At 40.5% G+C, this 13620-nt stretch carries 10 protein-coding genes and 1 pseudogene; 4 read left to right on the top strand and 7 right to left on the bottom strand.

Annotation, left to right across the window (positions count from 1 at the left end; translation table 11 throughout):
• Positions 1-616: Gfo/Idh/MocA family protein (locus tag EP737_RS19720; RefSeq protein WP_165350868.1), on the bottom strand; the 616-nt coding region annotated here is incomplete at its 3' end.
• A 204-nt stretch (positions 617-820) separates the two neighbouring features.
• On the opposite strand from EP737_RS19720, the gene EP737_RS19725 reads away from it, so the two are divergent.
• Complete coding sequence (locus EP737_RS19725; protein WP_129730168.1) at positions 821-1657, top strand: helix-turn-helix domain-containing protein; 837 nt, start codon at positions 821-823, stop codon at positions 1655-1657.
• A gap of 648 nt (positions 1658-2305) precedes the next feature.
• Here EP737_RS19725 and EP737_RS19730 read toward each other — a convergent pair.
• The 5 genes and pseudogenes from EP737_RS19730 to gltC form a co-directional block, all read right to left on the bottom strand.
• Positions 2306-2767 (bottom strand): (2Fe-2S)-binding protein, encoded by a 462-nt coding sequence (locus EP737_RS19730; protein ID WP_129730254.1) that lies wholly within the window; start codon positions 2765-2767, stop codon positions 2306-2308.
• A 2-nt stretch (positions 2768-2769) separates the two neighbouring features.
• Positions 2770-3609 carry an FAD binding domain-containing protein gene (locus EP737_RS19735; RefSeq protein WP_129730170.1) on the bottom strand — a complete coding sequence of 280 codons (840 nt, stop codon included), beginning with the start codon at positions 3607-3609 and terminating at the stop codon, positions 2770-2772.
• Positions 3606-5945 carry a xanthine dehydrogenase family protein molybdopterin-binding subunit gene (locus tag EP737_RS19740; protein WP_129730172.1) on the bottom strand — a complete coding sequence of 780 codons (2340 nt, stop codon included), beginning with the start codon at positions 5943-5945 and terminating at the stop codon, positions 3606-3608. The genes EP737_RS19735 and EP737_RS19740 overlap by 4 nt, the downstream gene beginning before the upstream one ends.
• 82 nt (positions 5946-6027) lie before the next feature.
• A pseudogene (locus tag EP737_RS19745) lies at positions 6028-6293 on the bottom strand (cation:proton antiporter domain-containing protein); the annotation flags it as partial.
• Positions 6294-6331: 38 nt separating this feature from the next.
• Positions 6332-7237 (bottom strand): glutamate biosynthesis transcriptional regulator GltC, encoded by a 906-nt coding sequence (gene gltC, locus EP737_RS19750; RefSeq protein ID WP_129730174.1) that lies wholly within the window; start codon positions 7235-7237, stop codon positions 6332-6334.
• 176 nt (positions 7238-7413) lie between these two features.
• On the opposite strand from gltC, the gene gdhA reads away from it, so the two are divergent.
• The gene (gene gdhA, locus EP737_RS19755; RefSeq protein WP_129730176.1) at positions 7414-8796 is read left to right on the top strand and encodes an NADP-specific glutamate dehydrogenase; all 1383 of its coding nucleotides are present in this window, start codon (positions 7414-7416) and stop codon (positions 8794-8796) included.
• 498 nt (positions 8797-9294) lie between these two features.
• Here the strand turns inward: gdhA and EP737_RS19760 are convergent, their stop codons facing one another.
• Positions 9295-9510 (bottom strand): hypothetical protein, encoded by a 216-nt coding sequence (locus EP737_RS19760; RefSeq protein WP_205650984.1) that lies wholly within the window; start codon positions 9508-9510, stop codon positions 9295-9297.
• 428 nt (positions 9511-9938) lie between these two features.
• Between EP737_RS19760 and helD the strand changes: the two genes are divergently transcribed.
• Positions 9939-12281 (top strand): RNA polymerase recycling motor HelD, encoded by a 2343-nt coding sequence (gene helD, locus EP737_RS19765; RefSeq protein ID WP_129730178.1) that lies wholly within the window; start codon positions 9939-9941, stop codon positions 12279-12281.
• A gap of 136 nt (positions 12282-12417) precedes the next feature.
• Positions 12418-12924: a DUF3189 family protein gene (locus EP737_RS19770; RefSeq protein WP_129730180.1), complete on the top strand. Its 507-nt coding sequence runs from the start codon at positions 12418-12420 to the stop codon at positions 12922-12924.
• Positions 12925-13620 lie beyond the last annotated feature (696 nt).

The raw sequence follows: 13620 nt of genomic DNA on the forward strand, positions 1-13620 counted from the left end.
TGATATCACCAAGGATAAACTGGGAAATGCTAAGTAGGTGAGAACCAAGGTCGCCCAGCGCACCGCTTCCGGAATGTTTATTAATATGACGCCATGTGATTGGTAATGTTGGATCTAGCAATCCATCCTGATCGTACGTTCCGGAGAATCTCATAATTTTGCCGAGTTTTCCAGAAGAAACAAGTTCTTTAATATAAGCGTTTGCAGGATTCATAACATTGTTATACCCAACATAATTCACAACGCCCTTTTGCTTAGCAAGTGCAGCTAATTCTTTTGACTGCTCTGCGGAAAGGGTAAGTGGCTTTTCACAATACACGTGTTTGCCGTTTTCCAAAGCTGCTTTTGCAACCTCATAGTGGAAAGCATTCGGTGTAGCAATATCGACAACATCAACCTGTGGATCCGTAACAACTTCTTGCCAGCTCTCAGCCCATCTTGAGAATCCAAACTTTTCGCATGCCAGCTTAGCTGCCTCAACATTTACGTCAGCTACCACTTCAAAAACAGGTTTTCCAAATTCAGGTCCAAATAACATTAAAGCGTTTGCAAAAGAGTTGGTATGAGCCTTCCCCATCCATCCAGCACCAACAAGTCCTATTCTTACTTCCTTCATACGTCTCTCCCCTTTTATCGTTACTATTACTTATTGCTTTTCTCTACCTCAGTTTAATATAATAAAAATGCAAATACACTAAGTGATGTTGCTTATTTACTTAATAATATTGCTATGATATTTACGAGGGGATTTTTTACATTTTTTAATTACTATAATTTTATGATTAAATGTATAATTCATTTTGAATTAAAGGAGAACACTATGAAGATCATTGAAAAAGGTGTGTTACATCAATCTGAAGTCTTCTTTCATATTCCCAGTGAATTTGCGAAGAATGCGCTTTACTGTTTGCATGATTCTGGACTATTCCACTGTAACGATAAATATGTCGTGGAAAGAGACAATTACAGCAACTATCTTATTATGTTGATTAGAAGAGGGTCCATGACCGTTAGATATGGAGATCAGGAATTTCAAGCGCAAAAAAACACTCTCGTTTTTCTCAATTGCCATCAACCGCATATGTACCGAGCAAATGAAAATCTGCTCTTCGAATGGTTTCACTTTTCGGGCATTTCTAGTCAGCATTATTTTGATTTTCTCTTTGAGAAAAATGGCTGCGTTTTTTCAATCGAGAATAATTTTGTTATTCCAGAATGCATGAGTCAAATTCTTCTTATGGCCGAAAAAGGCAATATCAATGAGCATTTTATTTCGATGAACATTCATAAAATTATGTACGAATTGAATGAGATCTCAAATGAATCAACAGATATTCAAGAAAAAATTATCCTAAAAGCCATTGCATATATTGAAAGTCATTTTAATCTAGAGATCAATCTAAAGGAATTAGCGCATTATGTCAATTTAACCCCTTTTCATTTTTCACGTGTATTTAAAAAATATACCGGATACTCACCGTATGAATACGTTATTAACTTTCGGATAAACTATGCGAAAAAATTGCTTCATAACACCCAGCTGTCCATTAAGGAGATCTCTATTGCAGCAGGATTCAATAGTGACACCCACTTTATGACAACATTTAAAAAGCATACGAACCTAACACCAAAGCAGTTTCGCGAAATCCAATTTTAGAAAACGCTTCACTCACTATCCAAACGAACTGAGAATGCAGAGCAGCCAGCAATTCCATGAAAGGAACAACTGCATGGAATTGCTCTTTGTTTAAATTGAATAAAAAGAATAATATAGCGTAATCCACAAAATGATTTATAACTTTCATCAGGTTTTTCGTGCAGGATACCCCGACTTCAAGGAATGTGAAGGGCGTCGCCCAATGAGTAAGTCGGGGAGGAATGCGTGTTTTTGCGTCGCGCAACATTCCAATGCTGCATTTCCTCCTTTACGGTATAATTTTAGATAAGAGAGTAACCGTTGGGCGAATCGTCGCTACAGGCACTCTTTTTGTTCTTTGACAACCTAAGATATGAGGTTGGTTGCAGGAATACGTTGCAGCCGTAAAATCTTAGACGTAACTCGTCTGCCTAGTACGTGTGGAAATTTGAGTACTGCTACTACTAGGCAATGCCGTGCGTAACGGTTGCTACTTGAGCATGTCTCTTGTAGCAGGGCGACCGTCAATACGCCCATGATGCAGAGGACACTCCAAGGTAGGAGGTCTTAGACCGTCAGTACTGCTGGTCACTCGCAAGCCCCCACTTCAAGTGTAGCTAAGTGGTGGGTAGTTGACGCACTGAATTGGCACAAAACGAACAAAAATATTTATGTAACGTTGCCTTTTAATACATACTTTACAGCTTCTTTAATCTCCTGGTAACTGGTGCACCGGCAAATATTAGAACTCAGCCATTCTTCCAGCATCTCGTCAGTTGCGTTAGGATGCTGGTTCACGAGTGCATGTGCATTCATAATAAATCCAGATGTGCAATACCCGCACTGGAACGCCCATTTCTCAATAAATGCATGTTGCATAGGAGCGTTTTGTAAGCCTTCGATTGTCGTGACCTGTTTTCCGCGTGCATCAACAGCCAGCATCATGCATGACTTATTTGGCAAACCGTCTACAAGCACCGTACAGGCACCACAATCCCCATTCTCACAGCCGCGCTTGGCACCCGTTAAATCGAATTTACCTCTTAATATGTCTAACAATGTATCTGCCATTCTTACAACTGTATCCCGCTGTTCGCCATTGATCGTGAGGGTTAATTTTATATGTTTGATGTTCAAGAGCTCACCCCTTCTAAATATGTTAAAGCATCGTATAAAGTATTTTGCAGCACAAATACACGATACTCTCTAGAGCCGCGTATATCCTCTAATACAGGAGCAGGAATACAACGAACTGCCCTTTCAATTCGATCTTCGAGAGTTGCACTTTTGTTGTTTAATTCCATTTCCATGGCAGAAGAACGAAATGGGAAGTTACATAATCCGCTAATCGCTACCCGTATGGAAGTATCTGTTCTTAATGCTGCAAGTGTAATAAGTGGATAATCTACCACCTCAAGCTTCCTTTTTTTCACAACATAAAAAGGCATTTTCGTATAGTGAGCATCTGTTATAATTTGCACGAGAAATTGTCCTGGGTTTAAACGCAGCTTTTCTATGAAAATCTGATGTATAGGAACATGTCGAATCCCGTCTCTGCCTGCAATAACTAAAATACTATCTGTTAGCAACAATGGAAGTACGGCTTCACGAAAGATGATATCGCTAGCTAGATTTCCTCCTAATGTAATTTGATTTCGCGATGTACGATCGGCTATTTTCACAGCTGTTTCTCCAAGGAACGGAAATATTTTCGATTCTGCAAGTTGTGTTAAGGTAAGCGTTGCTCCAACGACTATAGAATTTTGCTGAAAAGTCAGAGTATTACATTCAGGAATTCCTTTTAAATCAATGACTGCCTTTGTAAAAATCAAATTTAGCCTTCCGAGTGTAAGGATCTCTGTTCCACCACTGTAATATAATGGTTGTTTCCCTTCTTGATACAGCCTATCGAACAGCTGCACTGCCTCCAATATTGAATAAGGAAAATAGCCTTCGAAATCGAATGGCATCATTGGAATCTATCTCCTCCTTGCTTTTTCGTTTTCCAAATATACTCTGGAGTAAGAGGTAATTGATGAAGGGAAACATCGGAAGCAACGGACAAACTATTTGCTACTGCGGCTGGCATCCCCATAATGCCATGTTCTCCAAGACCCCGGGAACCAAACGGGGAACCATCAACTGGATTTTCAATGAATTGTACGATATACTTGGGTTGCTCCCCATAATGAAGCACTTTATAAGAGCGAAACTGATTGGTTAACACTCTACCCTTGTCGTCATACTTAAATCCTTCTCTCGTTGCAAAGCTTAATCCCATACTCATCGCACCCATTATCTGCGTTTCAGCACCTTTTTGATTTAAAATCTGCCCTGCATCTGCAACACTTACAGCACGGATTAACTTATAAGTATAGTCCCTTGTGTCGAATTCAACTTCTACTGCTTGTGCAATCACGCCCCATTCCGGTCCCGGATTTCCCTTTCCCGTTTCCCAGTCAAATGTAATTCCTTCAACTATGTATGTTCCCCTTCCAACAACTTGCGGTCCTGCGACTCTTCCATCCGGAAATGTATAGCCTAGGACAATTTTAGAGAAGTCCACAGAATGATGAGGTGCAGCCTTCATATATACTTTTTTATTAGCGATTTCCAACTCATCTACTGAAATGTCCAATAAAACAGATGCTGTTTGCTTTAATTGCCTAATCGCGTCTTCTGCTGCTGCAAGAACTGCCTTTCCGGAAAGATATGTTGTACGGCTCGCCACTGTCTCATAATGGTCTGGCGCCACCTGCGTATTTACTTCCATTTGAATATGCACATCATCTGCGCTCATATTCATTTTTTCTGCAACCATTTGTGTTAAAACGGTTTTTGTCCCCTGCCCCATTTCAATTGCTGCACAATTAATATTTACACTGCCATCTTCGTTAAAAGTTAATATGGCACCCGCTCCAGCATGTGACGGTGTACTCCCATTCTTCCAAGCACAGCCAATTCCTTTTGCCCGTACTTTCCGATCTGAAATTTGAATGTGCTGCCCCTCTTCCCAATTCATAAGCTCCTTTAGCTTCAATAAGCATTCCTTGATATCTCCGAGATTACTTTTAGTCAAAAGAACTTGTGAAGGGGACGTGTCGCCTGGCTGTATTGCATTTTTATAACGAAATTCTAAGGGACACATTCCTATTTTTTTTGCCAGGATATCGATGGTTCGTTCTGTAACGAATGCAGACTCAGGACGCCCGAACCCTCGAAAATCTGTTACATAGGGATGGTTGGTATACATCGATAGTGAATCGCACCATACATTTTCTATGGAGTAAGGCCCTGTGCAATCATATGTAGCAGCCTTAGTAATAGGGATTGCCCTTTCTGCATATGCACCGCCATCAAATAAATACAAGAGCTCTAGTGCCTGTAATTTCCCATCTTTTGTACACCCCATTCTAACCTTTGCATATAAACCCAAATGAACAGGTGATGTAACAAAGTCTTCTTCCCGGCTATTACGGATCTTCACCCTTCTTCCCCCTACAGCCAAGGAGGCAACATAAGCCAAAAATTCTAATTGCACATTCGTTTTTGCACCGAATGATCCGCCGAGTAATGGTACATGGACATGCACCTTTCCTTCATCAAGATGAAACGTTTTACTTAATTGTTTCTTAATTCCAAACGGTGCATGTGAGGCAGAGTGTACAATAACATCTCCTGATTTCTTGATCTCTACCTCGGCACATCTTGTCTCAATCGCCGTGTGGTCAGATTGATTAAAGGAAAACACTTCTTCTACAATCACATCACACTGCGCAAACCCCTCCGCAATATTTCCTTTACGGATTCTCATTCTATTCGCTATATTTGTACCTGGCTCCGGTCGCACTTGTGAAGTAATTTTGTATTGTTGTAATTGTTCATGAACAAGAGGCGCACCCTCTTGATAAGCCTGCAAAGGTGAATTGACTACAGGCAGCTCTCTATATGTAACACGTATCAAAGAAACTGCTTGGGCAGCAATTGCTTCGCTATCTGCTATGACCATCGCAATCGGCTCCCCAAAATACCGTACCGTGTCAAAGGCAAGAATTGGGCGATCTACAAGGGTAGTCCCAACTAAAAGCGGGTAGTCTTTACCCGTCACAATCATACGGACACCATGTACCCCCCAAGCCTCCCCTATGTCAATCTGATCTAGGTAAGCATGCGCATAGGCGCTTGTCAAAAGCTTCACATGTAATGTACCGATTTCCTGTTTGTCATCGATATATTTTACTCTCCCGGTAACCTTATCCCAGCCTTCTTTCTTTGGAATACTCTTTCCAATCACGCGATACTGTTCCATTTGTTCCCCCCTTATGACACACCTTTATAAATTCATATTAGTTGACCAACCTTTTTAGACGTAATTCCCTATACTATGGAGAATCTCCTCTGGACACGATATTAGGCCGATATTGGAAGAAGCTTTATGGGATAATCCTGTTCTTCTGCCTGCCATCATACCTGCCACAAAGTTGCCGATAATCGTTAAAAGAACAGCTCCTAATGCAAGCCACACGAATTCACCTAACGTAAAAGGATCGATACTTAATCCGAAACTAAAAAAGAAAATGGCGCCAAAGAAATCTCAAAAAGGCACGACAAGATGTTCGATTCGGTCACTGTGCTCTGTTTCAGAAAGAACAAGACCCTGTACCACATTTGCACCAGAACCTCATTACGTAATAATCAACGCTTAAAATCATCGGATCTCCTGAAAAATTCCTGAAGAAAATTATAAAATAATTTTTCTGTTGGAAGCAGTATCCGTTCTTTCGGAGTGATCACGCCTACTGTTCTTGTTACATTTGGTTCAACCAATGGTATTTTCACTGTTGAGCGTGGAAAGCTATCGACTAATGTGACTTCTGGCATGAGAGTAACACCGAGACCAGCTGAAACTAATCCTTTTAATGCATCAATATCATCCCCCTCAAAGGCAACGTGTGGCGTAAAGCCCAGCTCCTGACAAGCATTCACAACAAGATCTCGAAAGATATAACCTTCAGGTAATAAAACGAATGGTTCTTCTGCTAGTTCCCGAAGCCTTAGGGAGGACCTTTTCGCAAGCGGGTGGTGAAGTGGCAAAAGAGCCAAAATATTTTCCGTAAATAATGGTTTTTGTTGCAGCTTTTTTTCTTCCAAAGGCAGTGGACCGATTAGTGCGAGATTAAAATCTCCTTTAATAACATTGGTGATTAAGTCGCGATAAAGTGCTTGTTTCAGCTGAAATTTAGCTTCAGGATAGCGCATTCTAAATGCATAGATCACGGTTGGTAATGTATGTGCAGCTAAGCTAATCGGAAATGTAATGCGCACGGTTCCTTTTTCCGGATCTAAATATTCTTCAACCTCACGTCTCGCATCATCCATCACATTCATGGCATGCTTCATCCGTTCAAAAAATATTTTTCCGATTGGCGTTAAACGAACCCTCCGTCCGTCTCTGATAAACAAATCGACTCCTAATTCATTTTCTAAATTTACAATTTGTCTGCTTACAGAAGATTGTGCTACATGTAAAGAATCTGCGGCCTCGGTTACATGTTCGCGAATAGCAACTTCCATAAAATAGCGGATTTGTCTAAAGTCCACTTTATATCCCCCTCATCTCTTAATGCAAAAAACGCATTAATATTATCGTTTCTTTATATTGATTCGATTATTTGTTTGACTATAAAATATTCTATAATAGCAACGTTGCAAATACCTAATCATAAGAATATTTTTTAAATTTCTATTATTAACCAATAAATAGGAGACTAATATACATGATAACACTTGAAAAAGATCAATCAACGCATACAGAAAGTGTGCAAAATTATGTTAATCAAGTATTTGAAACCGTTAAAAAACGAAATCCCAATGAAAGTGAGTTTCATCAAGCAGTTAAAGAAGTGTTCGAGTCTTTGATACCGGTTCTCGCTAAGAAACCTGAATATATCCAGCACGCCATCCTCGAAAGAATCGTTGAACCTGAGAGAATCATCTCTTTTCGTGTACCGTGGGTTGATGACCAAGGAAATGTTAAGGTGAATCGTGGATTTCGCGTCCAATATAACAGTGCAATTGGTCCATATAAGGGTGGATTAAGATTTCATCCATCTGTCAATGCGAGTATTATTAAATTTTTAGGGTTTGAGCAAATCTTTAAAAACTCTTTAACGGGTCAACCAATTGGCGGCGGCAAAGGTGGTTCTGATTTTGACCCTAAAGGAAAATCAGATGGAGAAATTATGCGTTTTTGTCAAAGCTTCATGACAGAGCTTAGCAAATATATCGGACCTGATACAGATGTTCCAGCTGGTGACATCGGTGTTGGAAGTAAAGAAATTGGCTTTTTATTTGGACAGTATAAAAAAGTGCGTGGCGGCTTTGAAGCAGGCGTTTTAACTGGAAAAGGCATTGGTTACGGCGGAAGTTTAGCTCGTAAAGAGGCGACTGGATACGGCACAGTTTACTTCGTTGAAGAAATGTTACAAGATCGGAATCTTAGCTTTGAAGGCAGTACGGTTGTTGTATCAGGATCAGGAAATGTTTCAATCTATGCGATGGAAAAAGCGATGCAGCTAGGTGCTAAAGTAGTGGCATGCAGCGACTCCAATGGATATATTTATGATGGAAATGGCATTAACTTAGAGACTGTTAAACGCATTAAAGAAGTAGAAAAGCAACGTATAAGTGCTTATGTAACTGATCATCCTCAAGCGATTTATACAGAAAATTGCAATGGAATTTGGACAGTACCATGCGATATCGCTTTACCGTGTGCTACTCAAAATGAAATCGATCAAGCGTCTGCAGAACTATTAGTTTCTAATGGAGTAAAAGCCATTGGTGAGGGTGCAAACATGCCTTCTACATTAGAAGCTATCGAGATTTTCTTGGAAAACAATGTTTTATTTGCCCCTGCTAAAGCGGCGAATGCTGGCGGTGTTTCTGTATCAGCATTAGAAATGGCTCAAAATAGCGCTAGACTCTCTTGGGCGTTTGAAGAAGTCGATAGCAAATTACACGCGATTATGAAAAACATATATCAGAATAGCAAGAAAGCTGCTCAAGAATACGGCGCTCCTGGTAACCTTGTTATCGGTGCAAACATTGCCGGATTTGTAAAAGTAGCTGATGCTATGATTGAGCAAGGTGTTATTTAATATTTTATTATAATAATGGTATCTCTCCCCCATTGCAGTAAGGCATTGGGGGCATGAACTCCGATTCGATCTATTAAATGGTCATTAGTTGTTTAAAAAAAAAATTTATTATTGTGGTAATTGAAATTACAGTCTCATGCAATCTTTAAAACTAGATCCCAGGACGTCTGTACTAACCCCTCCCCTGCTCTACTTGATGCTTTTTCATCCTCTCTTTTCGTTAAATTATCCTTCTCTTATCTTCCATAAAAACAAAGTTAAAAATTTTTGATATTACATCCAAATAAAGAAAACTCGCTGATTGGCGAGCCCTGCCCCCTGGGCGAAGACAGAGGCGTAGTTGCCCTTATACTGTATTTCCAAAATTTCCGACTACGTCGAATTCGCTTCTAGCTGGAAATTTATACTTTCCTACAGTGTAAAAAAACAGCAAAGCCCATGTCAGCCACTCAGCTGACATGGGCTTTGTCCCCGATCAGATATGAAGAGTAAAAATTTTCATCTTGAAGCTTGTACTGCTAAAGAAGTTTTTCTGACTAATCCATAATAGGAAACGAGTGCCAAAAAACTAGCTGAAAAAATAACCACTCCCATTGGAACAGCTGTATGTTCACCTGCTATTCCCACAAGCGGAGCAGCCAATGAACCAAGCACAAATGGCAATAAACCTAATAATGCAGAGGCGCTTCCGGCAATATGTCCTTGTGTCTCCATTGCTAATGAAAAAGAAGTCGTAGCAATAACTCCGAGGGAGCTTACTAAAAAGAATATAGGAATAACGACAGCTAACAGCGGCGCTTTTAAAATAAGAGCTATTAGTAATACAGTTGTTCTCGCCTTTCTGTAAAAACAAAGATTTTCTATTAAACTCTTTAAGAATCCTTCTATCCTGTAGCTATTGAAGCGTTGAAAAAAGAAAAAGATGCCATTAAGCATCTAAATAAGACAAGTGAAATTTGCAATCAGTATGATCTATCATATGGCATTCATGCCAAATCCATTGATAAAAATAAAAAACTGTGGTAAATTGATATAGAAACACGTTTTATTTTAAATTAAAACATAGTATCCCAATTATTATTTTACATTAAAAAACCCCTTTAGTCAATCCCTATTTTCATTTTTTTAAAGGAGTGCTTGATATGAACAAAGAACTGCGGCAGGAGCAAGAACGAGTGGACAGTGTCATGGAGACAATTACGGAGCTAATCGGCAAGTTGGAAGACGAAACCGTCCGGCGTCGGCAAGAAGTGGTTGATATCCGGAAATACTTTTGGGATGAGGTTAAGGTGAATACAGATACTTTCGACGATTATCTGGAGACAATCATCAGCTTGAGACAACAGGCTCAAGTCCTGTCCGTAAGCCAAAGCACCCACAAGCAAGCCTTCAAGCGGTTGTCCGCACTGCGCCGTATGCAGGAGGTGCCTTATTTCGGCCGAATCGATTTCATTGAAGAAGGAACTTCCGCAGCGGAACGAGTCTATATCGGAATCTCCACCCTCACGGATACAAGCGGAGAGAACTTCCTTATCTACGACTGGCGAGCGCCGGTCTCGAGTATCTACTACGATTACCCACCCGGTCCGGCCGAATATGCTACACCCGGAGGCGTAATCCATGGCAAGCTGGAGAAAAAGTGGCAATATATCATTCGCGGCGGCATTATCGAATCGATGTTCGATACCAGTCTCACTATTGGAGACGAGATTTTACAGCAGGTACTTGGCAAAGGCACCGACACACATATGCGCAGCATAGTGGCTACCATTCAACAGGAGCAAAACCGGATCATTCGGCACGATCGCGGACGACTGCTCATTGTGCAAGGTGCGGCTGGCAGCGGCAAGACATCGGCCGCCCTGCAACGGATCGCTTACTTGCTCTACAAGTACCGAGACAGATTGAAAGCCGATCAAATCATACTATTTTCGCCTAACTCGATGTTTAACAGCTATGTATCCAATGTATTGCCCGAACTCGGCGAAGAGAATATGCAGCAGGTCACATTCCAGGAGTACTTGTACCATCGGCTCAGCAACACATTTCAAGTCGAGGATCCTTACGAGCAATTGGAATATGTGCTGACTGCATCGGATACCCCTTCCTACCAGACTAGGGCTGCGAGCATCCGCTTCAAAGCATCAACCCGTTTTTTCGAGACGCTCAAAACATACAGACAGTCTCTGGAATTATCCGGCATGTTATTCAAAGGAATTAAGTTTAGAGGAAAAACGATTGTCCCCGCCAAGCAAATCGTGGAAAGGTTTTATAGCAGCGATACTTCGCTCCGCTTTCACAACAGGATTGAGAAATTGACGGATTGGCTCAATGAACGAATGAATGAAGTGGAGAAACATGAACTGGCTAAGCCGTGGGTACAGGAAGAAATCGAGCTGCTTAGCAACGCGGATTATCAAAAGGCTTATACCTACTTACTGAAAAAACGCGGCTTGACGGAAGAATCGCTTAACAATTATGAGAGCGAGATCGAAGCGCTCGGTCGAATGATCGTCCGTAAGAAGCTGAAACCGCTGCGCGAACGGATCCGCACACTTCGTTTCGTCGACATTAAAGGAATATACAAGCAGCTTTTCACCGATCCAACGCGGATCAAACCATGGATAGAGGGCAACACACCCGAGGAGTGGACGGATATTTGCCTATCGACAGTGAAAACGCTGGACGAAGACAAGCTCTTTTACGAAGATGCTACCCCATTTTTACTGTTGAAAGAGCTGATTCAAGGCTTTCAGACGAATACCTCGATTAAACACGTGCTTGTAGACGAAGCGCAAGATTATTCTCCGTTTCAATTTGAGTTTTTGAAACGGTTGTTTCCTTCGGCAAAGATGACTGTACTCGGCGACTTTAACCAGGCAATATTCGCCCATGCCAGCGAAATGGTCGATTTCCACATGCTTACCGGATTGTACGGACCGGATGAAACGGATGCAATCAACTTGACCCGAAGCTACAGATCCACAAGGCCGATTGTCGAATTTACACGCGGACTCGTGCCCGGTGGCGAACAGATTACCCCCTTTGAACGTGATGGCGAGAAGCCTGTGCTGACGCAATTATCCGATCACGCCGAACTGCACCGCTGCATCGCTTCCAAAGTCACAGACTTGCAAAATCAGCAGTATAATACGATCGCGATTATATGCAAATCCGCTGCGGAAAGCACCGCCGCATACGAGGCACTAAGCAACGTCAAAGACATTAAGCTTGTAAAGAGCAGCTCGCTTGAATACGAGCAGGGCGTTGTCGTCATACCAGCATATTTGGCTAAAGGCATCGAATTCGACGCCGTCATCATTTATGACGCATCTGTGCAAGTATATGGTGATGAGAGCCTGCGCAGATTGTTCTATACTGCCTGTACCCGGGCTATGCATCACTTGCAGCTTTACAGTGTTGGCGAACCGAGCCCCTTTTTGCTTAGCGTTGCACCAGAGAGCTTACTTCTGAATTTGACTTAACAAGGAACTGGTCAGGGATTCTTACTGGAATCAAATGCTATTTAACATGATAAGAGCCAAAGAAGCACCTGCTTTGATTAACAGACAAAACAAAAGGTGATAATAGGTATAAATAAATACCACAAAGGATGATACGGTGATTTATATATATAATGATTTTGGTGGAACACATACCACTTCTTTGGCAGCAGCTTATCATTTGAAAAAATTGCCTACGGACCGAAAATTGACTAAAGAAGAAATATTATCTGTTGACTATTTCAATAAGCTGACCACTTCTGATATGGGAAAGATTATTTTTCATGGAGTAGATGAGGATGGAAACTCTGTTTATACAATCGGTCGAGGGGCCTCCAAACATGTTGTTTCAGCCTTAAAAAACCTAAGTCTATTATTGCAGGTTAAGTATCAATGTCATGAAAATATCGTTTTTTCCAACACATCACCAACTGTTCCATTTGCTATGACAATTGGAGGATTATTTTCCAGAAGGTTAAAAATCGATTTCATTGGTGTACCATTATTAATTTTAGGCGCCAAACAATGTTGTAATAATATCCTTCGGCTGGTTGAGCACACAAAACAAATAGGAAAGTCGACGACTGAAAAAGTAACTGTATTAGAGAATACAACCTTTAAGTAACAGGTTGTATTGTACAGTAATGTTGTAACAATAGATAACTCTTAGTTTTCCTGTATTTTATTTACATTTTATGCTATTTTTTTCCGGTAACAAATTGGCTGAGTGTAACTATTATGTACAAAGTAATAAGTGTGACCGTCCGAAAAACAGAGTCTATCGTATTTCTCATATTTTAAATTCCTTTTTTAGTTTTTTTATCACCATGGCTATAAGTTAGTTAGCGATTTATATAAACAACCATAGAATGCCTTAAAATATGAAATATATGTATGAGAATTAACGTTCAATAACATTGGTTATGTGAACACGAAAGCCTCCAGTTCGCTTAATTAGAGAGCTTTTGGCAGGCTCTTATGTATATTGAATCCCGATAATTCCATGTTACGTAAACTAATATGTATAAGACACATTGTTCGAATACAAAGAAAAAAAAGCTATACTTCTACGTAATGTAGCAATATAGCTTTTTTCTTTTAGAAACAACAAATCAAATGTGCGACATAGCCTTCCAAATAGATCCAGAGGGCTGTTCATCTATTCCAAACCTCACTGCCATTTCTGGGTTGGTCCTTATATCAGATGTAGTGAGTAAGAAACCCACATTAGTGCATAAAAAAGGGAAATTAATGAAATTTTTACATAAAAATACTTAAATATCTATTTAATTGAGGTAATATAGAATCGGTAGCTATTAAC

Origin of the sequence: Ectobacillus funiculus (assembly GCF_004138295.1) — a bacterium.
Classification (GTDB): Bacteria; Bacillota; Bacilli; order Bacillales; family Bacillaceae_G; genus Ectobacillus; species Ectobacillus funiculus.

Excerpts from the sequence above, each read along its gene's own strand:
- EP737_RS19725 (WP_129730168.1), top strand. The coding sequence starts at position 821 with ATGAAGATCATTGAAAAAGGTGTGTTACATCAATCTGAAGTCTTCTTT.
- EP737_RS19735 (WP_129730170.1), bottom strand. The coding sequence starts at position 3,609 with ATGATGCCATTCGATTTCGAAGGCTATTTTCCTTATTCAATATTGGAG.
- EP737_RS19740 (WP_129730172.1), bottom strand. The coding sequence starts at position 5,945 with ATGGAACAGTATCGCGTGATTGGAAAGAGTATTCCAAAGAAAGAAGGC.
- gdhA (WP_129730176.1), top strand. The coding sequence starts at position 7,414 with ATGATAACACTTGAAAAAGATCAATCAACGCATACAGAAAGTGTGCAA.
- EP737_RS19760 (WP_205650984.1), bottom strand. The coding sequence starts at position 9,510 with ATGGAGACACAAGGACATATTGCCGGAAGCGCCTCTGCATTATTAGGT.
- helD (WP_129730178.1), top strand. The coding sequence starts at position 9,939 with ATGAACAAAGAACTGCGGCAGGAGCAAGAACGAGTGGACAGTGTCATG.